This window comes from Streptomyces mutomycini, assembly GCF_001700505.1.
GTDB lineage: Bacteria > Actinomycetota > Actinomycetes > Streptomycetales > Streptomycetaceae > Streptomyces > Streptomyces mutomycini.
Genome location: NZ_MAPV01000080.1, coordinates 1 through 20,445 on the forward strand (window position 1 = coordinate 1; position 20,445 = coordinate 20,445).

General features: G+C 72.0%; 18 protein-coding genes. 8 read left to right on the forward strand and 10 right to left on the reverse strand.

The annotated features are described in order from the left end of the window. Positions 1 to 652: IclR family transcriptional regulator (locus BFF76_RS12475; RefSeq protein WP_065848221.1), on the reverse strand; the 652-nt coding region annotated here is incomplete at its 3' end. Between the two features lie 215 nt (positions 653 to 867). Here BFF76_RS12475 and BFF76_RS12480 point away from each other — a divergent pair. From BFF76_RS12480 to BFF76_RS12490, 3 genes are all read left to right on the forward strand, one after another. Continuing rightward, positions 868 to 2,364, forward strand: a complete 1,497-nt coding sequence (locus tag BFF76_RS12480; protein ID WP_065848222.1) for a bifunctional phosphatase PAP2/diacylglycerol kinase family protein — start codon at positions 868 to 870, stop codon at positions 2,362 to 2,364. A gap of 99 nt (positions 2,365 to 2,463) precedes the next feature. Further along, positions 2,464 to 3,273 carry a methyltransferase domain-containing protein gene (locus BFF76_RS12485; RefSeq protein WP_065848223.1) on the forward strand — a complete coding sequence of 270 codons (810 nt, stop codon included), beginning with the start codon at positions 2,464 to 2,466 and terminating at the stop codon, positions 3,271 to 3,273. Positions 3,274 to 3,333: 60 nt separating this feature from the next. Continuing rightward, the gene (locus tag BFF76_RS12490; protein WP_031089778.1) at positions 3,334 to 3,687 is read left to right on the forward strand and encodes a VOC family protein; all 354 of its coding nucleotides are present in this window, start codon (positions 3,334 to 3,336) and stop codon (positions 3,685 to 3,687) included. Between the two features lie 69 nt (positions 3,688 to 3,756). Here BFF76_RS12490 and BFF76_RS12495 read toward each other — a convergent pair whose 3' ends face one another. Continuing rightward, positions 3,757 to 4,941 carry an alcohol dehydrogenase catalytic domain-containing protein gene (locus BFF76_RS12495; protein ID WP_065848224.1) on the reverse strand — a complete coding sequence of 395 codons (1,185 nt, stop codon included), beginning with the start codon at positions 4,939 to 4,941 and terminating at the stop codon, positions 3,757 to 3,759. A 286-nt stretch (positions 4,942 to 5,227) separates the two neighbouring features. Between BFF76_RS12495 and BFF76_RS12500 the strand changes: the two genes are divergently transcribed. After that, positions 5,228 to 5,668 (forward strand): SRPBCC family protein, encoded by a 441-nt coding sequence (locus tag BFF76_RS12500; protein ID WP_065848225.1) that lies wholly within the window; start codon positions 5,228 to 5,230, stop codon positions 5,666 to 5,668. Here the strand turns inward: BFF76_RS12500 and BFF76_RS12505 are convergent. The 7 genes from BFF76_RS12505 to BFF76_RS12535 all read right to left on the reverse strand — a co-directional run bounded on the left by BFF76_RS12505 (position 5,665) and on the right by BFF76_RS12535 (position 14,299). Beyond that, positions 5,665 to 5,898, reverse strand: a complete 234-nt coding sequence (locus BFF76_RS12505) for a LapA family protein (RefSeq protein WP_031089772.1) — start codon at positions 5,896 to 5,898, stop codon at positions 5,665 to 5,667. The two genes, BFF76_RS12500 and BFF76_RS12505, sit on opposite strands and share 4 nt — an antisense overlap. 115 nt (positions 5,899 to 6,013) lie before the next feature. Beyond that, positions 6,014 to 7,789, reverse strand: coding sequence for a CocE/NonD family hydrolase (locus tag BFF76_RS12510; RefSeq protein WP_244167267.1), 1,776 nt, complete (start codon positions 7,787 to 7,789; stop codon positions 6,014 to 6,016). Between the two features lie 139 nt (positions 7,790 to 7,928). Continuing rightward, positions 7,929 to 8,873 carry a S66 peptidase family protein gene (locus tag BFF76_RS12515; protein WP_065848227.1) on the reverse strand — a complete coding sequence of 315 codons (945 nt, stop codon included), beginning with the start codon at positions 8,871 to 8,873 and terminating at the stop codon, positions 7,929 to 7,931. Beyond that, positions 8,870 to 10,870, reverse strand: a complete 2,001-nt coding sequence (locus tag BFF76_RS12520) for a S9 family peptidase (protein WP_065848228.1) — start codon at positions 10,868 to 10,870, stop codon at positions 8,870 to 8,872. The genes BFF76_RS12515 and BFF76_RS12520 overlap by 4 nt, the downstream gene beginning before the upstream one ends. A 78-nt stretch (positions 10,871 to 10,948) precedes the next feature. After that, positions 10,949 to 12,292 (reverse strand): M20/M25/M40 family metallo-hydrolase, encoded by a 1,344-nt coding sequence (locus BFF76_RS12525; protein ID WP_065848229.1) that lies wholly within the window; start codon positions 12,290 to 12,292, stop codon positions 10,949 to 10,951. After that, complete coding sequence (locus BFF76_RS12530; RefSeq protein ID WP_065848230.1) at positions 12,285 to 13,118, reverse strand: M55 family metallopeptidase; 834 nt, start codon at positions 13,116 to 13,118, stop codon at positions 12,285 to 12,287. The genes BFF76_RS12525 and BFF76_RS12530 overlap by 8 nt, the downstream gene beginning before the upstream one ends. A gap of 179 nt (positions 13,119 to 13,297) precedes the next feature. Beyond that, positions 13,298 to 14,299: an aldo/keto reductase gene (locus tag BFF76_RS12535; protein ID WP_065848231.1), complete on the reverse strand. Its 1,002-nt coding sequence runs from the start codon at positions 14,297 to 14,299 to the stop codon at positions 13,298 to 13,300. 125 nt (positions 14,300 to 14,424) lie between these two features. Here BFF76_RS12535 and BFF76_RS12540 point away from each other — a divergent pair, with 125 nt between their 5' ends. Beyond that, on the forward strand, positions 14,425 to 15,321 hold the full coding sequence (locus BFF76_RS12540; RefSeq protein ID WP_065848232.1) for a LysR family transcriptional regulator: 897 nt from the start codon (positions 14,425 to 14,427) through the stop codon (positions 15,319 to 15,321). 16 nt (positions 15,322 to 15,337) lie between these two features. Here BFF76_RS12540 and BFF76_RS12545 read toward each other — a convergent pair whose 3' ends face one another. Next, positions 15,338 to 16,342, reverse strand: a complete 1,005-nt coding sequence (locus BFF76_RS12545; protein WP_065848233.1) for a chitinase — start codon at positions 16,340 to 16,342, stop codon at positions 15,338 to 15,340. 292 nt (positions 16,343 to 16,634) lie between these two features. On the opposite strand from BFF76_RS12545, the gene BFF76_RS12550 reads away from it, so the two are divergent. Genes BFF76_RS12550 through BFF76_RS12560 form a run of 3 tightly spaced genes read left to right on the forward strand, consistent with a single transcriptional unit; the run spans position 16,635 to position 20,409 of the window. Beyond that, entirely contained in the window at positions 16,635 to 17,069 is a 435-nt protein-coding gene (locus BFF76_RS12550) for a hypothetical protein (protein ID WP_065848234.1), read from the forward strand. Beyond that, complete coding sequence (locus BFF76_RS12555; protein ID WP_065848235.1) at positions 17,069 to 19,333, forward strand: bifunctional polysaccharide deacetylase/glycosyltransferase family 2 protein; 2,265 nt, start codon at positions 17,069 to 17,071, stop codon at positions 19,331 to 19,333. Before BFF76_RS12550 ends, BFF76_RS12555 begins: the two co-directional genes overlap by 1 nt. Continuing rightward, a complete protein-coding gene (locus BFF76_RS12560) occupies positions 19,333 to 20,409 on the forward strand; it encodes an acyltransferase family protein (protein WP_065848236.1) in 1,077 nt (358 codons plus the stop codon). Before BFF76_RS12555 ends, BFF76_RS12560 begins: the two co-directional genes overlap by 1 nt. Positions 20,410 to 20,445 lie beyond the last annotated feature (36 nt).

Sequence of the window (20,445 nt, forward strand, 5' to 3'; positions counted from 1 at the left end):
TGTGTCGCCGCGCCCGTCCGGACCGGTCCCGGACGGGCGCGGCGACACAGCTCACGTCCGGGTTCGACTCCCGGTGCTCCACCGCTATGCCCCGCTTGCGCACGACGGCGAGCGCGGCCCGCAGCTCCGCGGCGTCGGTGAGGCTGTTGTCGGTCATCGCGACGAGGTCGCGCCCGTCGAGGCGGGCGTCGAGCTCCGCCTCCGGGAGCGCGGCCAGCAGCAGCTTGCCGACGGCGGTGCAGTGGGCCGGCAGCTTGCGGCCCGCGGCGGAGACCATCCGGACGGCGTGCGTGGAGTCGACCTTGGCGATGTAAATGACCTCGGTGTCCTCCAGGATCGCCACATGGACCGTCTCGCCGCAGGTCTCGGCGACCTCACGGGCCACCTGCTGCCCCTCGGCCGCGAGGTCGAGCTGCTCCGCGTAGCGGCTGCCGAGCTGGTAGGTGCGCACGCCCAGCCGGTAGCGGCCCGGCTGCTCAGGGACCGTGACCAGGTAGGACCGTGCGGCGAGCGTGGTGAGCAGTTCGTGGACCGTGGTCCGCGGCAGTTGGAGCCTGCGGGTGACCTCGGGGGCGGAGAGGGTTCCCTCGCCCTGGAGGAAGAGCTCGAGGACATCCAGTGCCCTGGTCACCGCGGGGACGAGTCGTCCCATGATCGCCCGCCTATCTCGTTCGACACTCCGGCCATTGGCCGGAATCACGAACGCAGGCTAACGGCAGGCGACTTGTCCGGGCAACGCTCCGGGTGAGACGGAGCGGTCCCGACGGGGGCAATTCCGCCCGTACCGTCTGATTGGATCAGGATCCGGCTGAGCCTGTTGCGCGCGCCTCCTGGTTCACCGCCCGGCCGCAGGGTATTCGCTGTCCCATGTCGACAACGAGCAGCCTCCCCTCCCCCGGCCGCTGGCGGGCCAGATTCCAGCAGCACGATCTCGCCGCCTTCCAACGCGTGGCCGAGCGGCACTGGCCCGGCGCCGACGCGGTCCTGCCCCGGCTGAGCCGCGGCGCCAACCACGGGCTGCTGTGGTTCGGGGCCGCCGCGGGCATGGCGGCACTGGGCTCCAGCGCACGGTCCCGCAGGGCGGCGCTGCGCGGGATTGCCTCGCTGGCCGTGGCCTCGGCCGCGATCAACACCGTGGGCAAGGGGGCGGTGCGCCGGGAGCGCCCGATAATCGACCTGGTTCCGGTCATGCGGCAGCTGAAGCGGCAGCCCTACACCTCGTCCTTCCCGTCGGGGCACGCGGCGTCCGCCGCCGCCTTCGCGACGGGGGTCGCCTTGGAGTCGAAGGGCTGGGGCGCCGTCGTCGCTCCGGTGGCAGCGGCCGTGGCAGCGTCCCGCGTCTACACGGGCGTCCACTATCCGAGTGATGTGCTCGCCGGTGCGGCGCTCGGCGTCGGGGCCGCGTTCGCACTGCGCGGCGTCGTACCGACCCGTGGGCAGCTGCCCGCCCCCGGCAGACCGCCGGCCGACGCCCCGGCACTGCCCGCCGGGCAGGACCTGGTGGTCGTCGTCAACCGGGAGTCCGGCTCCGCGACCGCCGCGGCGGCCCTGATCCGCGACGCCCTGCCGCTCGCGTCGACCCTTGAGTGCGCTCCGGCGGACCTGGCGGGATGCATGGACAAGGCGGCACGGGAGGGCAAGGCCCTCGGTGTGTGCGGGGGCGACGGCACCGTCAACATGGCGGCGGCCGTCGCGGCGACGCACGGAGTGCCGCTCGCCGTCTTCCCCGGCGGGACACTCAACCACTTCGCCTACGACCTCGGCATCGAGACGGTGCAGGACACGGTGACAGCACTGACCGCGGGCGACGCGGTCCGGGTCGACCTGGGCCGCTTCCGGCCGGGCCCGCAGGGGCCCGGCGGTGCGCACGGCTACTTCCTCAACGCCTTCAGCCTCGGCGTCTACCCGGAGCTCGTCCGGACCAGGGAGCACTGGTCGCCCAGGATCGGCGGCTGGCCCGCGGGCGTGCTGGCGGCCCTCGAGGCGCTGCGCGGCTCGCGCCCCCTGACCGCCGAGCTCCAGGGGAAGCGGCGGCCGCTGTGGCTGCTCTTCGTGGGCAACGGGCTGTTCCAGCGGGTGGGCCCCGCACCGGGCCGCCGCCACAACCTGGCGGACGGCCTGCTGGACGTACGCGTGGTGCACGGCGGCCGCACCCCCGGGCTCCGGCTGCTCGCCGCAGCGGTCGCCGGGCCGCTGAGCCGCTCCCCCGTCCACGCGGCGGTCCGTCGCCGCAGGGTGCGGCTTGCCGGGCTCACCCCGGGGACCCCGTACGCCTACGACGGTGAAGTGGCGCACTCCGGGACGGAGTTGCTCATCGACAAGCTGCCCGAGGCCCTGACGGTGTACTGCCCGATGCCGGCATAGCACTGACCATACAGTGAGACGCCGATCTCATCATTCGACATTACGGCGTATCGTCGGCCCCATCGCCCGCGACTGAGGTCCGAGAGGGGACGTCCGGTCATGCCGAAGGAAACAGCCGTCTACACACACGGTCACCACGAGTCGGTACTGCGCTCGCACCGATGGCGGACTGCCACCAATTCGGCGGCGTATCTGATCGCCGAACTCCGCCCGGGCCTGCGGGTTCTGGACGTGGGCTGCGGGCCGGGCACCATCACCGCGGACATCGCCGCACTGGTGGCGCCCGGCCGGGTGACCGCCGTCGACAGGAGCCGTGACGTCCTTGAGCACGCGGCGGAGACCGCCGCCGAACGCGGTGTGGACAACGTGGAGTTCGCCCTCGCGGATGCCCACAGTCTGGACTTCCCCGACGACTCCTTCGATGTGGTCCACGCCCATCAGGTGCTCCAGCACGTGGGGGATCCGGTGCAGGCGCTGCGCGAGATGCGGCGGGTCTGCCGGCCGGGCGGCGTCGTCGCGGCCCGCGACAGCGACTACGCGGCCATGACCTGGTATCCGGAGGTGCCCGGGATGCGGGAGTGGCAGGAGCTGTACGGCCGGGTGGCCCGCGCCAACGGCGGCGAGCCGGACGCCGGACGCCGGCTGCTGTCCTGGGCGCGGCAGGCAGGCTTCACCGACATCACCCCGACGGCGGCGGCCTGGTGCTTCGCCACCCCGGACGACCGCGCCTGGTGGAGTGGCCTCTGGGCGGACCGCACGACCGCGTCGGTGTACGCGGGGCAGGCGGTGGACGGCGGCCACGCGAGCGGCGGAGAGCTGACGGCCCTCTCGGAGGCCTGGCGCGCGTGGGGCGGGGAGCCCGACGCGTGGTTCATGGTGCCCCACGGCGAGGTCCTCTGCCGGGCGTGATCCGGTGATCGGACAGGGAACCGATCACATCCGGACCGGTCGGCAACTACCCTCGTGGGCATGGAGATCCTGGGAACCACGCTGCGTATCTGCGTCGACGACCTGGAGGCCTCGGTGGCCTTCTACGAGGGCCTGACCAGCTCTCCGGCACTGCGCTTCGAGCGCGGCGGGGTGTCGGTCGCCGCGATCGGCTGCTTTCTGCTGATGAGCGGCCCCGAAGCCGAACTGGAGGTGCTGCGCAAGGTGTCGGCGACCATCGCGGTCAAGGACGTCGACGACGCCCACGCGGCGCTGACCCGGGTGGGCGCGAGGGTCATCGCAGGCCCTGTGCCCACACCGGCCGGCCGCAATCTCATCGCCTTGCACCCGGACGGCTCGGTCTTCGAGTACGTCGACCGGAACGTGCCCGCCTGACCCCGCGCGCCGGTCCGTGCTGTCGGGGCCCCACCGGACCGGCGGCGGCTGTCGTCCACGTGCAGGAGGTCACGGCGTGAGCAGGGTCTTGACCATGCCGTCCTCCTTCAGCTGGAAGGTCTCGTAGGCCTTCGGCCCGTCGGCCAGCGGCAGGTGGTGGGTGGCGAAGCCGTCGACACCGAGCGGATCCTCGTCGACGAGCAGGGGAAGGATGGCCGGTACCCAGTGCCTGACGTTGGCCTGCCCCATCCGCAGCTGTATCTGCTTGTCGAACATCTTGAGCAGGGGCAGCGGGTCCACGGCACCGCCGTAGACGCCGGAGACGGACACGGTTCCGCCCCGGCGCACCATGTCGACGGCGGCGAGCAGAGCGCTGAGGCGGTCGATGCCGGCGCGCTCCATGAGTACGCGTGCCGCAGGGTCGGGCAGCTTGCCCACGGCCCACTGCCCCGCCTTGGCCACCTGGCCACCGTGTGCCTCCATGCCGACGGCGTCGATGACCGCGTCGGTGCCCCGGCCGTCGGTCAGATCGCGCACGGCGTCCCCCAGGCCCTTGCCGTACTCCCTCAGGTCCAGGACCCGCACGCCCCGCGCCGCGGCCCGCCGCAGGCGGTCGGGCACCAGGTCCACGCCGATGACCGTCCCCGCACCGCGGTGCAGGGCGATCCGTGCCGCCATGTCCCCGATCGGGCCGAGCCCCAGGACCGTCAGGCTGCCGCCGGGGGGAACCGCCGCGTACTCCACGGCCTGCCAGGCGGTCGGCAGCACGTCCGACAGATAGACGAAGCGGTCGTCGGGCGGGCCCTCGGGAACCTTGACCGGGAGGGTGTTGCCGAAGGGGACGCGCAGGAACTCGGCCTGCCCACCGGGCACCTGCCCGTAGAGCTTGGTGTAGCCGAACAGCGCGGCGCCGCTTCCGTACTTCCGGACCTGCGTGGTCTCACACTGCGACTGGAGCCCCTGGTCGCACATGAAACAGGCGCCGCAGGAGACGTTGAACGGGACCACGACGCGGTCCCCACGTCTGACCGCGGTCACCTCGGGGCCGGTCTCCTCCACGATGCCCATCGGCTCGTGGCCCAGGATGTCGCCCGGTTCGAGGTAGGGGCCCAGCACCTCGTACAGATGCAGGTCCGATCCGCAGATGCCGCTCGACGTGATGCGGACGATGATGTCCGTCGGGTCCTGGACGACCGGGTCGGGGACCGTCTCCACACGGACGTCGCGGCGTCCTTGCCAGGTCAGTGCACGCATGCTCTCTCTCCTCGCTCGGCCGAGTGGGTCCACCGGCGTGTTGTCCTTCCGGTCTACCGCGCGAGCGCTCCTGCCGTGAACTCCCATCCCGTCGGATCCGCGGGCCGCCGGGCTCTGACGGGCCGTACTGCCCGCGGGACGAGCACACGTCCACTGGGCCGTACGGGTGACACCACCGCGGCCTCAGCCCGGGCGCACGTCCGATATGTCGGCTCTCGCCGCGCGACGTACGATGGCAGGTGTTCCACCGCCGTTCCCCGTCCGGTATCCGTATGTGGAGGCGTCCATGGCCATTCGCCACCGGTTGATCCACCACCCGCCCTCAGCCCTGTGGTCGGTGCTGGAGCAGCCGCACCTGTACGGGAAATGGGTCGTCGGCACCCATGACTCCCGCCCCCTCGAGGGGCAGTGGCCCGAGGTCGACTCCTCCATCGAGTACACCGTGCGCCTCGGTCCGAAGGAGCTCCAGGGCCATACCGTGGTGCGGCGTCTGGAGCGGCCGGGCGCCCTCGAGCTGGAGGCGTACAGCGGGCCACTGGGGACGGCGCGCATCGCGTTCGACATCCGCCCATGGGGCGAGGAGACGCTGGTGCTGCTCAACGAGCACCCGCTGCAGGGGCTCGGCGGCGTCCTGCACAACGCCGCCCTCGACGCGGTGCTCCAGTTCAGGCACCGTGCCATGCTGGGGCGACTGGCCGAGGCGGTCGACGCGCAGGCGCTTGTCTAGCGGGCCGCCCGCCTGCGGAAGAGATAGGCACCGCAGAGCCCGCCGGCCACGAAGACCCCCAGAAGCGCGGCCCAGAGCGGCATAGTGACCTTCGGGATGATCACGCGGATGGTCACTTCGGCGGTGTTCACGCAGATGAAGACGATCGTGAGCACGGCCAGGAGGGTGACGGCGATCCGGGCGGGGCTGAACGCACCCGCACTCCCGCTGGATACGTCCTTGGGGCTCATGAGCGGCCCTTTCGCTGAGTCCTGGGGTCCGGGGTCCGGGGAAGGCGGTCCCCGGACCTCAGGATGCCCCCGTCCGGGGCCCGGGGAGCGGTGAGCGGGCCCGTACGGGTGACGGTCAGCCGACCACGGGGAGTTCCAGGACGCCGGTGTCCCCCGGGGAGCTGACCACGGTGACCGGCTTGACGCCCCGGTTGCCGAAGTAGGCCGTGTCACTTCCGGCAACCACGAACCGCAGCCGGTGCCCGGTCCCGTACCGGTGGACGATGCCCGGCAGCTCGACGGTGAAGGGCCGGGTGACGTCGGGGACGCGCACCGGCGCGACGAGGCGGTTCACCAGCTTCTGGGTCCCGTCGGGCGCCACGTCGTACACCTTGGCGAACAGCACCAGCTTGTCGGCGGCGTCCCCGCTGTTCTGGACCCGTTCCGTCCTCGGCGAGACGACCTCGAGCGTGGCCTTCGGTGCGCCGACCACGTCGAGCGGTGCCGTCAGCGGCGCACTGGTCCAGCCGAGGTAGGTGCCCTTCGTGTCGTGGGGCGCCGGATCGGACAGTCCGATGAGCCCTGCGAGGGAGCTCTCCGAATGGCTGGTGGGCAGGAGCCAGTTGGTGTACTGACGGCTGCCGCGGGCGACCTCCGACCGGCTGTCGACCAGAGCGCCGTCGCCGGAGAGGTACATCGTGCGGGACAGCGCGGGTACGTCGGCCGCGGTGCCGTACCCGCTCTCCCAGTCGCGGTAGTAGGCGAACTCGGGTCCGGTGGCGGTGTTCTCGTCGTGGTGGAGGTACCGGTCGAACCAGGCGAGGATGCGCTGCCCGACGTAGCTGGTCTCCAGATTGCCGGTACCGAGGTCGAGTTCGCCGGGGACCGAGCCGCCGCTGTGGCCCCACGACTGCCAGATCATCTTCGTGGTGGTGCCCTGGGCCTCGAGCGCCCGGTAGGCCGCCGTGGCCTCGTTGAGGTTGAACAGGCTGTCGGCCTGGCCCTGGACGAGCAGGGTCGGCGCGGTGACACCGGACAGGTAGGAGGCCGGCGAGACGCTCCGCGCGTACGTCAGCATCTCCCGCGTCGCGGCGGCGGGGTAACGGCCGGAGTTCAGGAGACGGATGGTGTCGCAGGCCTGCGCGGCGAAGTGCAGGCACCCGAGGCTGCCGAAGCGCGACGGGTCGAGGCTCGGGACCAGCAGGGGCTGGCCCTCGCCCATCAGGTAGAAGCCGTTGGTCCACTGCCACTTGAAGACACCGGGCGTGTCGGAGGAGACGCCACGGGTCGCTCCGGCCGCGTTGGGCGCCAGCGAGTACGCCAGGTCGTTCCAGGTGATCAGGGGGACGAGCGCGTCCACGCGGTGGTCGGCGGACGCGGTCGCCAGCTGCACGGCACCGCCGTACGAGCCGCCGATCATGCCGACGACCGGGTCACCCGGTGCGTCCGAGGTGACGTAGTCGGCCTTGGTGCCGTCGTCCGCGGCGCGGGTGCCGGCGAGGAAGTCGACGAGTCCGGAGGCCGCCTCACCGTCGATCGCCGGGTCGTCGAGCGTGATGAGGCAGCCGGACCTGCCGAAACCCAGGCCCGAGTAGACGAGTCCGACGTAGCCGCGTTCGGCGAAGGACCTGCCGATGACATCGGTGGAGCCGTCGGACTTGCTGCCGCCGAAGCCGTTGGTCGCGAGGACGGCCGGGGCCGGGTTCCGCGCGTCGACGCCGGCCGGCCGGTAGAGGTCGGCGTCCACGGTGCAGGACCGGTCGCCGGCCCGCACGGTGAACTCCAGCGCGGTGACGGTGTACTGCTCGGCCGCGGACGCCCGGGGTACGCCGGTCAGGGCGAGCGGCGCGAGAAGCGCCGCCCCGGCGAGCAAGGTGAGCGGACGGCGGAATCCGGGCACAGCACGCGACACATGGACCTCCACACCGAGGGCACCTTACCGGCCGGTAAGTACCGGGTCCGGCCCATGCTGTGACACACCTCATACCGCTGTCAACGTACGGGAGCCGAGTTTCCCGCGACGATCCGCCACGCGCTCGCGGCCACTCGCGTCAGAGCAGCGCGGGCACTTGGGCGGTGAGCGTGCACCGGCCGCCGTCGGCCGGCGCGTCCAGCACCGCGGGCACGCCGAGCGGGACGGTCAGAGCCGTGGCGCCGTGACCGAAGCCCAGTTCCTCGACCACCGGGATCCCGAGACCACCCAGCCGGTCGGCGAGCACGGCCCGCACCCCCTCGTACGGTCCGCACTCCTCCCACGAGCCGCACACCACCCCGGACACGCCGTCGAGGGCGCCGGTCCGCAGCAGCCGGGTGAGGATGCCGTCCAGCCGGTACGGCTCCTCGCCGGTGTCCTCGATCACCAGCAGCCCGCCCCGGGCGGAGGTCCGGGCGTGCGGGGTGCCCGCGTCCGCGGCGAGCAGGCTCAGGCAGCCGCCGTAGGTGATCCCCCGGGCCGCACCGGGGACCAGCGCGGCCGCGGTGCCCAGGCCCAGCCTCCGCATCGACTCGGGCTCGAACAAGGTGGACCGCAGGGACTGTTGCGTGGTGGCGTCCTTCAGGAAGACGTCGGTGGCGACCATCGGGCCGTGCAGGGTCGAGAAACCGGCCCGCAGCGCGAACGCCTCGTGCAGCACGGTGATGTCGCTGTAGCCGACGAACACCTTGGGCCCGGCCGCCCGGATCGCGGGCCAGTCAAGGAGATCGACCATGCGGTGGGCGCCGTAGCCTCCCCTGGCGCACAGCACCGCGTCCACGGACGGGTCGCACCAGGCGTCCTGGAGGTCCCGGGCGCGGTCCTCGTCCCTGCCCGCGAGGTGGTCCAGACCGGGGTGGGTGTCCAGAGCGTGCGGAGCCACCACGGGGTCGAGGTCCCAGGCTCGCAGCAGATCGAGGCCGCGCTCCATCCGCTCGGCGGGCACCGGACCGCTGGGGGCGACAACCGCCACCCGTGCCCCCGGGCGCAGCCTGGCCGGACGGACGAGGGGTTCCAGGGTCACTTGGTGAGCCCCAGCCGGGGTACGTCGGGCCGGTCGATGCCGAACGTCTGCGCGTAGAGCGAGAGTTCGGCCTCCAGCGCGCGCTTCACGGTGTCGGCCCGGCGGAAGCCGTGCGCCTCCCCCTCGAAGGCGAGGTAGGCGTGCGGGATGCCGCGCCCCTCGATCGCGGTGAGGAAACGCTCGCACTGGACGGGCGGGCAGATCGGGTCGTCGAGCCCCTGGAGCAGCACGAACGGCGCGGTGAGCCCGTCGGTGTGGTTGACGGGCGAGCGCTCCCGGTAGCGCTCGGGCACCTGGTCGTACGGCCCGACGAGCGATTCCAGGTACTGCGATTCGAAGTCGTGCGTCTCGCCGGTGGCCCAGCCCTCCAGGTCGAGGATCGGGTAGCTGATCGCTCCGCAGGCGTACACGTCGGTCTGTGTGAGGGAGGCGGCGGCGGTCCAGCCCCCGGCACTTCCGCCCCGGATCGCCAGCCTGTCGCGGTCGGCCGAGCCCTCCTCGGCCAGCCCCAGTGCGACGGCCGCGCAGTCCTCCACGTCGACGACGCCCCACTGTCCGCGGAGCCGTTCGCGGTAGGCGCGGCCGTAGCCGGTCGAGCCGCCGTAGTCGACCTCGGCGACGCCGATGCCCCGGGACGTGAAGTAGGCGATCTCCAGGTCGAGTACGACCGGGGAACGGCCGGTGGGTCCGCCGTGCGCCCAGATGACGTAGGGAGGCAGCTCGCCGTCGGGCCCGGTGCGGTCGGGGTGGCGCGGCGGGTACACGTGTGCGTGGATCTCGCGTCCGCCCGGTCCGGCGAAGGTACGGATCTGCGGCTCGGGGTGGTAGGAGGGGTCGACCGCGTCCCGGTGGGCGACGCCTATGGTCCGGGTGTGCCCCGTGGCGGTGTCCAGCTCCACCACCTCGTACGACGTGTGAGGGCTCGCGGCGATGCCGACGACCCGGGTGTCCTGCACGGCGAGCGTCTCCGCCCACGCGGTCCAGGGGCCCACGGCGTCGACGAGTTCGCCGGTCTCCGGGTCGAGTACGCCCAGTGCGGTGGTGCCCCGGCCGTGGATGACCGCGATCAGGCCGTTGTCCAGGAGCTGGAACCAGCGCAGGCCGATCTTCCACAGCGGCCCGCCGAACTCCTCGTTCCGCACGGAGCACAGACGGCTGGTGGGCACGACCGCATCCGCGACGGCGTCGGGCCTGAGCCGCTGCAGCTCCCACCAGCCCCCGACGTCCGACACGAAGAGCAGTGAGCCGTCCCGGTCCCACTCCACCTGGACGACCGACTCGTCGATGTCACCGACCAGCGGCCGGACCCCGGTGAATTCGCCTTCCGCGGTGACGTCGGCCATCTTCACGACGGTGCCGTCCCACGGCATCTGCGGGTGGTCCCACGTGATCCAGGCTGCGCGGCGGCCGTCGTGCGACAGCCTGGGGCCGGTGACGAACCGGTTCCGGTCGTCGGTGAGTTCGCGTACGCCCGTGCGGTCCTCGGCCGCCGATCCGTCCAGGGGGACGGCGGCGATCACCCGCCGCACATCGGTGGGCGACTCCCCGGTGAACTCCTCCAGCACGCACCACACCTCGTCCCGCTCGAGGTGCAGCTGCGGCTCCACCCAGCGCAGTCCTCCCCCGATGCGGGACACCGGGGTGAGCGGCCACGGCTCGGCGGGGCCGTCCGGGGCGTAGGCGTAGAGCCGCTGATCGGGGAAGTGGACGAAGACGACCAGGGGCCCGCCCTCCACGCGCGGAGCACCGGCCCACGGCGTTCCGCCGTACTCGATGACGCGGCTGCGGGGGTTCCACGGCTCGGGGAGCACGGAGTGGGTGCTGCCGTCGGCCCTCCGGCGCACGAGTGCACGCCGGCCGCCCTCGGCGGGACGGGGTTCCGTCCACCACACCTCGTCGCCGACCGTGCCGACGAACTCGGGTCGCCCGTCGTGCGAGGCGGTGAGCTCCGCGTCGATCGGTGACGGCCATGTGCCGTACGCCTGTGTGGACACCATGGACGGTTCCCCCTCTTCGGTCGGGCAATGCGGTTGTGCGGCGGCGCCGTTCGCCGTGCCGCCGGGCGGTCCGGTTCGTCAGGCGGTCCGCAGGAAGTGGTCCAGGACCCGGACACCGAAGTGCAGCGCGTCGACGGGGACCCGCTCGTCGACACCGTGGAACAGCGCCTGGTAGTCGAAGCCGACGGGCAGCTTCAGCGGTGAGTAGCCGTAGCCGGTGATCCCGAGGCGGGAGAACTGCTTGGCGTCCGTGCCGCCGGACATGCAGTAGGGCACGACGTGGGCGTCCGGGTCGAACAGCTCGACGGCCGCGCGCATCTTCGCGAACGTCGCCGAGTCGACCGGGGCTTCGAGGGGTACCTCGCGGTGCTGGAACTCCCAGTCGACGCCGGAGCCGGTCAGCCGGTCGAGCGTCTCGCGGAACTCGTCCTCCCCGCCGGGCACCATGCGTCCGTCGATCTGGGCGGTGGCGTGGCCGGGAATCACGTTGACCTTGTAACCGGCGTCGAGCATCGTCGGGTTGGTGCTGTTGCGCACGGTCGGCTCGACCAGTGCCGCGGCCGGGCCGAGCTTGCCGAGGAGCTCGTCCACGTCGAATCCGGGGGCCTCGGTGTCGACCCGGATGTGGTGGAGTGCGGCGATCTCGGTGAGCGCGGCGCGCACCGTCGGGGTCAGCCGCACCGGCCACTCGTGGGCACCGATCCGGGCGACGGCGGCGGCGAGCCTGCTGACGGCGTTGGCCTTGTTGACCTTGGAGCCGTGGCCGGCCTTGCCCTCGGCGGTCAGCTTCAGCCAGCCCGTTCCGCGCTCGCCCGCGGCGATGGGGTAGAGCGCCATGCCGGGGCCGGCGTGGAAGGTGAAGGCCCCGGACTCGCTGATGCCCTCCGTGCAGCCGTCGAACAGACCGGGATGCCGGTCGGCGAGGAAACCGGCGCCGTCGTCGGCGCTCGCCTCCTCGTCGGCCGTGTAGGCGACGACGATGTCGCGGCGCGGCCGCACACCCGCGCGGGCCCAGGCCCGGACCACGGAGAGGACCATCGCGTCCATGTTCTTCATGTCGATGGCCCCGCGTCCCCACACGACGCCGTCGCGCACCTCTCCGGAGAAGGGGTGCACCGTCCAGTCGGCGGCCACTGCGGGCACCACGTCGAGGTGACCGTGCACGAGGAGGGCGTCGGCCGACGGGTCGGTGCCCTCGATCCTGGCCACGACGTTCGTCCGCCCCGGGGTGCGCTCCAGGAGGACGGGCTCCAGCCCGGCACCGGCCAGGCGCTCGGCGACGTACTCGGCGGCCGGGCGCTCGCGGCAGCTGCCGTCGCCGCTGTTGGTCGTGTCGATGCGGATCAGCTCGGAAGTGAACGTCACCGATTCCGCGAGCGCCTGCTCGTCGACCGGCCCGGTGGGCCTGCTGTCCTCAGCCATACTGTTCCTCCACAGCGGCCGACACGATCGTCGTCACCGCCTTGAACGTGCGAATACCTTCGTACATGGTCCCGCTGGTGTAGGCGACGCGCCGCTCGCCGCTCGGCGCCACGCCGGGGACCACGGTGGCGGCGGCCGCCAGGTGCTCGGCGTCGAACTCCAGTTCCACCGTATACGTGCCGTCTGTCACGGGTTTACGCCGCCCGGCCAGCGCGGTCGCACCGGCGGCGGCCGCTCGGATGTCGGCGGCGGTACGGGCCGGGGTACGGCACACGGCGGCGTAGCGCGAGACGTAGTCCTTCACGGCGACCGTGCGGGCCTCGGGGGCGTAGCCGGCGGCGTCCTCGCAGGTCAGGTCGTCGCCGGTGACCAGGATGACGGGGACGCCGTACTCCGCCGCGACATGGGCGTTGAGCAGCCCCTCACTGGCGCGGACCCCGTTCAGCCAGACGCCGGTGATGGAGTTGGCGAGGTAGGTGTGGGCGAGCACGCCCTTCGCACCGGCGCCCGTGTGGTAGCCGATGAACGCCACGGCGTCGACGTCGCCGTGCTGGATGCCCTCGACCATGGAGAGGGACTTGTGCTTGCCGGTGAGCATCTGGACGCGCTCGTCGAGCCGCTCCAGGAGCAGGTTGCGCATGGTCCAGTGGGCCTCGTTGACGAGGACTTCGTCGGCGCCCCCGTCGTAGAACCCGAGTGCCGCGGCGTTCACGTCGGAGGTGAAGAACGAACGGCACCGCTCCCACTGCGGCGTGCCGGGCAGCACATCGGCCGGCCACGTCACTCCGGTGGCGCCCTCCATATCGGCGCTTACGAGGATTTTCACGGTGCGCGGTCCTGTCGCTGGTCGGTACGCTCCCCCGCCCGTTCCCGGGAAGAGGATCTTCGTGCCGCATCACGGTACGCGCCGGGACAGCGCCGGACCAGCGCCTCGGTGATCTGTCACTGGTCCAGTCCGGTGAAGGCGTCCGCCACCGGGCGTCCCGGCGGCGGACGGCTCGGGGATCAGACCCGGCCGGTGCCCTTGACCAGCTCGTCGATCCGCGCGAGCTCGTCCTCGCCGAACTCCAGGTTGCGGGCGGTCGCCACGCTGTTCTCCAGCTGGGCGACGCTGCTCGCGCCGACGACGGCGGAGGTGACCCGGCCGCCGCGCAGCACCCAGGCGAGCGCCATCTGGGCGAGGGACTGTCCGCGCTCCAGTGCCAGTTCGTTCAGCGAGCCCAGCCGGCTCACCAGGTCCGGGGTGACGGCCTCGGCCGACAGGAAGGGGCTGTTCCCCGCCGCACGCGATCCCTCCGGGATGCCGTGCAGATAGCGGTCGGAGAGGATGCCCTGCTCCAGCGGGGAGTACGCGATGGAGCCGGTGCCGAGCTCGTCCAGGGCGTCGAGCAGTCCGTCCTCGACCCAGCGGTCGAGCATGGAGTAGCGCGGCTGGTGGATGAGGAGGGGGGTGCCGAGCTCGTTCAGGATGCGGGCGGCCTCGCGGGTCTGCTCGGCGGAGTAGTTGGAGACGCCGGCGTAGAGCGCCTTGCCCTGGCGGACCGCCGTGTCGAGCGCGCCCATCGTCTCCTCGAGCGGGGTGTCGGGGTCGAAGCGGTGCGAGTAGAAGACGTCGACGTAGTCGAGGCCGAGCCGGTTCAGGCTCTGGTCCAGCGAGGAACGCAGGCTCTTGCGGGAGCCCCACTCCCCGTACGGTCCCTCCCACATGTGGTAGCCCGCCTTGGTGGAGACGACGATCTCGTCCCGCAGACCGGCGAAGTCCGTCTTCAGGGCACGGCCCATGGCGGTCTCGGCGGAGCCGGGCGGCGGGCCGTAGTTGTTGGCGAGGTCGAAGTGGGTGATGCCGAGGTCGAAGGCCCTGCGCAGGATCGCGCCCTGGCTCTCGGGGGTCCGGTCGCCTCCGAAGTTGTGCCAGAGCCCCAGCGACAGCGCCGGGAGCAGCAGGCCGCTGCGTCCGGTGCGCCGGTAGGGCATGGCGGTGTAGCGGTCGGCGGACGGAAGGTACATACGAGCACTCCACGGGGCACGGCACAGCGCAGCCAGGTCTGGCGCGCGGCCCCAAGCCTGACGGAGAACGATCCAGCGGTCCAACAGGAGATTCAGCTGGGATTCATCGGTTAAATTGCTCAATCATGGAACTGCGTCAGCTGGAGCACTTCGTCGCCGTCGCCGAGGAGCAGCACTTCACCCGCGCGGCCGAGCGTCTGGCCGTGTCCCAGTCCGGGCTGTCCGCGTCCGTCCGGGCGCTGGAGCAGGAGCTGAGGACGCCTCTGTTCAGCCGCACGACGCGCACGGTCCGGCTCACCGAGGCGGGGGCGGCCCTGCTGGTGGAGGCGGAGCGGACGCTGGCGGGCGCCAGGGCGGCGCGGGACGCCGTCGATGCCGTACGGGGGCTGCTGCGCGGCACCCTGACGCTGGGGGTCGAGCAGTGCGTGGCCGGGGTCAGCACGGCGCGGCTGCTCGCGGCCTTCCACCGGGAGCACCCGCACATGGAGATCAGGCTGCGGCAGGAGGGGACGTCCAGCCTGCTGGAAGGGGTGGCCGGCGGTCGGCTGGACCTCGCGTTCGCCGCGACCGTCAGCCCGCCGGAGTGGCGGGGCGAACTCGTACCACTGGCTCGGGAGCCGATGGTCGTCCTGTGCTCCCCCGGCCATCGTTTCGCCCAGGAGGGCGCGCGGGTGGCGTGGGGCGACCTGCGCGGCGAGTCGTTCATCGACTTCCATCCGGACTGGGGCCCCCGGCGCGCAGCGGACGAGGCGTTCGCCGCGGCCGGCGTCCGCCGCAGCACGGTGGCGCTCGAGGTCAACGATGTGCACAGCCTGCTGGAGCTGGTGCACGAGGGCCTCGGGATCGCGGTGGTGCCGCACCACTTCTCCCGCAAACCGGAGGCTCGGGGTCTGGTCGCCGTCGAACTGGCGGGAGTGCGACGACCCGTCTACGAGAGTGTCGTGGTGCTCCCGCCGGCCCGGGCCATGAGCCCGGGCGCGAAGGCGCTGATGACACTGGTCCGGGAGGCCCCGCTGCGCTGATCCGGCCCGCCGGCGCTCAGCCGCTCAGCGCTTCGGCGAACGCGCCCGCGTCCTGGTCCACTCCGCTGCAGCTGTCCGAGGCGGTGGACGTGTCCTCGTCCGCGGCACACTCCCGGTCACGGAAGGCCGCCCACAGGGAGAGCGCGCCAACCCCTTGGCGGGTGGCGAAGGAACGCAGCGAGACGGCGTCGTCGAGGGTGAAGCTCTCCCCCTCCACGTCGTTGACCCCGATCATCACGGTGATGTGCAGGGCCTTCCACGCCGCGTCCCGCGACAGCCCGAGCAGGTCCACGAGCTGGTCGTGGGCCGCTCGCGCGGCCTCCTGCGCGTAGTCGCCCATGTCGCCGCTGTGGGAGGTGCTGTAGTTCATCGCCATGATGTTCACCGCCGAGAGGCCGACGCCCTGGTCCACCGCGTCCTCCAGGACGGCGGTCCCGGTGTCCTCGAGCCCGCCGGGCATGACGGGCAGCGTGTAGGTGACGTCGAGGTCGCGCTCCTCCTGGAGCAGGGCGAGGGCCTCGTTGCGGCGGGTCACGGACGCGGTGTCGGTGAGCGCGTCCCCCTCGATGTCGAAGTCGGCCTTCGTCGCGCCGACGGCGTCGAGCACTTCCGCGTAGGCGTCGGCCAGTTCCTCCGCGCTGTCGCAGGCCAGCGCCGCCTCGGTGCCCGCGGCACCGCCGAAGGAAACCTGGATGTCGGCGCCGGTCGCGGTGAGCGCCTCGACGCGGGCCACGACCGCCTCGCTCGTGGCCGCGGTGGTACCGCCCCAGAGGGGGGTGCAGCCTGACGCGGCGGAGGTGACGAAGGCCAGGTTGTACGTGTCGGGGGACCCCGCACCGTCGGTGCCGGCGGCGGTCGTGGCGCTGACGTACGGCGTGTAGCCGGTCCGGGCGGCCACCGGCGGGGGCGGCCCGGACGCGTTCGTCTGGTCGGCGACGCCGCCCGCCGAGCAGGCGGAGCAGGCGAGGCCGAGCGCGATCAGCCAGGCAAGCGCCGAGGGAACCCGTGTGCGCCTTTGCATGACGTATCTGCACCTGCTCTCGGAGAGTCGCCCGGAACGGCAGCCGGTGCTGCCGGGACCCCTTGAACCTCTCACACCACGAGCCCGCGACAAGACACAGGGAACTCATGGGAGAGGGCCGGAAACGGTCGCCGCATCCTGCCAACTCCCTTGCTGGGGGGCTTCGAGCGGCTCGGAGCGTGCGGGACGCATCCGGCGCGCTCTCAGCGGTCCGACAGGTTCGGGCCCGTTTCACAGGTCGCGGCCAGGAAAGCCGCAGACTTCGCACAAGGAATTTCGCCACCATGCGCACATGCAATCCGACCCCGTCATCGAAAAAGACCCGGCGCCTCGCGGCCGACGCCGGGCACACGCCTCCCCGGCCCGGTCGGCCGGGCGTCGCCGCGCGGCCGTGCGGCCCCAGGAGGGGCCCGTCTTCGTGGACAGCTCCGGGCGCCGGGCCAGGCTGCTGCGCCGCGCCGGCGTGCTGCTGGGCACCGTGTGCGTCGGCTACGCCGCCGTACTGGGGCTCGCCTTCATGGGCGGCGTCTCCTTGACGCCCTCCCAGCTGCTCCCCTTCGAAGGCGGCCCGGCCGCGGAGGCCGGTCCGGGCGGCCGGATACAGCCCGGCTACGGCATCCCGCCGGTGGGCACCGCGCCTCCGAGCGGCGTACCGACGCCACCGGTGGCGGGCGGGGCGACACCGACCGGCCGGGCGACGGCGTCGGCCTCGGGCGGGGCGAACTGATGGCCGCTTCGCGCCGCCGGCACGCCACGCCACGCAGGATCGGCCGTGCGGGGCGCCAGGCCGTTCCCAGGCCCCGGGTGATCATGGCTCTGCTGCTGTTGCTGGGGCTCGTCTGCATGATGCTGCTGGACGGCTATCTGCGCGCCGAGGTCGGCAACGACCAGCGGGTGCGCTCCGAGGCATCCGCGGACACGGTGCCCGAGGAGGTGCTGGAGGGCGGGCCCCTCCTGAGTTTCCCCGGCGGCACCGCCCTCTCGCAGTCCGTACCGGACAAGACCATCGTGCTGACCTTCGACGACGGCCCCGATCCGGAGTGGAGCGGGAAGGTGCTGGACATCCTGGACGAGAACGACGTGCCGGGCACCTTCTTCCTCGTCGGCTCGATGATCTCGCGCTACCCGGGCGTCGTCCGGAGAATGGTCGACGAGGGCAACGAGGTGGGGGTCCACACCTTCACCCATGTCGACCTCTCCTATCAGAGCGAGGCCCGGGTCAAGCGGGAGATCGCCCAGACCCAGCTCGCCCTCGCGGGTGCCACCGGCATCACCACGACACTGTTCCGCGCCCCGTACTCCTCGAAGACGGACGCCATCGACGACTACAGCTGGCCCGTCTACGAGCGCCTCGGAGCGATGGGCTACACCAGTGTGTTCATCGACACCGACAGCGAGGACTGGCAGCAGCCGGGAGTCTCCAAGATCATCAAGTGGGCGACTCCGGAGGACGGCGAAGGCGCCTCCGTGCTCTTCCACGACGCGGGCGGCGACCGCTCCGAGACACTGGCCGCGCTGCCGGAGTACATCAAGAAGATGAAGGCGCAGGGCTACACCTTCACCACCGTCAGCGGTGCGCGGCAGCAGGACGCGTCCGCCGCCGGGGAGGACGGTGCGCAGGAGAACGGTGCGGGAGCGGACCGTGCCGCACAGACCGGTCCCGCACGGACAGGCCTCGTGCAGGGCAGCGCGGAACAGGCCGCCCACCGCCGGGCGGACACCGCCGACGTGTGGGAGGGCCGCGCCCTGCTCGCCGCCGTCGCGGTCGCGGAGTGGATCGTGCCGGGACTGGCCGCGGTACTGGGTGTCGTCGGCGTGGCGGTCCTGGGCCGCTTCGGCATGATGCTGCTGCTCGCCCGGCGCCACCACCGGCAGCACAACAGGCGCGGGTTCACCTGGGGCCCCGAGGTCACCGGGCCGGTGAGTGTGATCGTTCCTGCCTACAACGAGAAGGAGTGCATCGCCGCCACACTCAACTCCCTTGCCGCGAGCACGCATCCGATCGAGATCCTGGTCGTCGACGACGGCTCGACGGACGGCACGGCGGAGATAGCCGAATCGCTCGGACTGCCCGGCGTCCGGGTGATACGGCAGGAGAACGCGGGCAAACCCGCCGCCCTCAACAACGGTGTGCGGCAGGCGCGTCACGACATCGTCGTGATGATGGACGGAGACACCGTCTTCGAGCCCGACGCGGTGCACCATCTCGTCCAGCCCTTCGCCGACCCGGGGATCGGGGCGGTCGCGGGCAACGCGAAGGTCGGCAACCGGTCCACGACGATCGGCGCCTGGCAGCACATCGAGTACGTGATGGGCTTCAACCTGGACCGCAGGATGTACGACCTGCTGCGCTGCATGCCCACCATCCCGGGGGCCATCGGCGCCTTCCGCCGCCAGGCGGTCCTCGAGGCCGGCGGGATGAGCGAGGACACACTGGCCGAGGACACCGACATCACCATCGCGCTGCACCGCGCGGGCTGGCGCGTCGTCTACGCCGAGCACGCCCGCGCCTGGACCGAAGCACCGGCGTCACCGGGGCAGTTGTGGCGACAGCGCTACCGCTGGAGCTACGGCACCATGCAGGCGCTGTGGAAGCACCGCCGGTCCGTCACCGACCGGGGGCCCTCCGGGCGCTTCGGACGGGTCGGCATGCCGCTCGTCGTCCTCTTCCAGATCGTCACACCGGTCTTCGCCCCGCTCATCGACGTCTTCACCCTCTACGCGATGGCCTTCGTGGACTTCCGCGCCTCACTGATCGCCTGGCTGGCGGTCCTGGCCGTGCAGTTGTTCTGCGCCGCGTACGCCTTCCGCCTCGACGGGGAGAAGTACCGCTACCTGCTGATGCTGCCGCTCCAGCAGCTCGCGTACCGGCAGTTGATGTATCTGGTGCTGATCCACTCCTGCGTCACCGCCGCGACCGGCGGCCGGCTGCGCTGGCAGAAGCTGAAGCGCACCGGCGAGGTGGGCACGCCCCCCGTGGGGGCCTCGTAGTGACGGGGACGCACCGCAGGACGGCGCCCGCGTCGCCCCCCGCGGGGCCCACGGGCCCCGCCCGCGACCGGTCCTTCGACGTGCTGCGGGCCGTGGCGCTCGTCCGGGTGGTGACCTACCACACCTTCGAGTGGCCCTGGCTGGGTTATGTCTTCCCCTCCATGGGCGTGATGTTCGCGCTCGCCGGATCACTCATGGCCCGCTCGCTGGAACGGCCGGCCCCCGGGGTGCTCCGCGGCAGGCTCCGGAGGCTGCTGATCCCGGTGTGGGTGTTCGGCCTGGTGCTCGGGCCGGCGATGCTGCTGCACGGCTGGGTGCCGGGCCCGGACGTGCTGCTCTGGGTGCTTCCGGTCGGCGACCCGCCCGGCAACGCGTGGGGTGAGCAGGCATGGGCGGTGCTCTGGTATCTGCGCTCCTATCTGTGGTTCGTGCTGCTCTCGCCCCTGCTGCTGCGCGTCTTCCGGCGCGCGCCGCTCCCCGTTCTCGCCCTCTCACTGGTGCCCGTCACGGTGCTGGAGACGATGTCCGGCGTGCCGGACGGCAGGCTCGGGAGCGCGATCGGTGACGCGTCGGTGTTCCTGTTCTGCTGGCTGCTGGGCTTCGCGCACCGCGACGGTGTCCTCGACCGGGTGCGTGGCACGGCAGCCGTGGCCGTCGCGGCGCCACTGATGGCCGCGGGGGCCTGGTGGGCGTCGGGGCACCCGGCGGACGGTTCGTTCGACCTGGACGACATCCCGCTCGCCCAGGCGCTGTGGTCGGCCGGGTTCGTGCTGCTCCTGCTGCGGTTCCGGCCCCGTTTCGACGGGCTCCTCCTGCGTCATCCGGTTGCCGACCAGGTCGTGACGGTGTCCAACGCCCGCGCGGTGACGGTCTATCTGTGGCACGAGGTGGCACTGATGGCAGCGGTGCCGCTGATCGACTTCATGTGGGAGGTGCCCGCGCTGGAGGAGCATCTGCCGCTGGACAGCCTGTGGGTGCAGTTCGGCGTCGCGTGGGTGCTGATCGCGACCGCGGTGGTGTGCTTGGGCTGGGTCGAGGACGTGGCTGCGAGGCGGAGGCCCCGTCTGTTGCCGTGAGCGGGGCGGGTGTGCTGCTCACGCACCCGCCCCGAG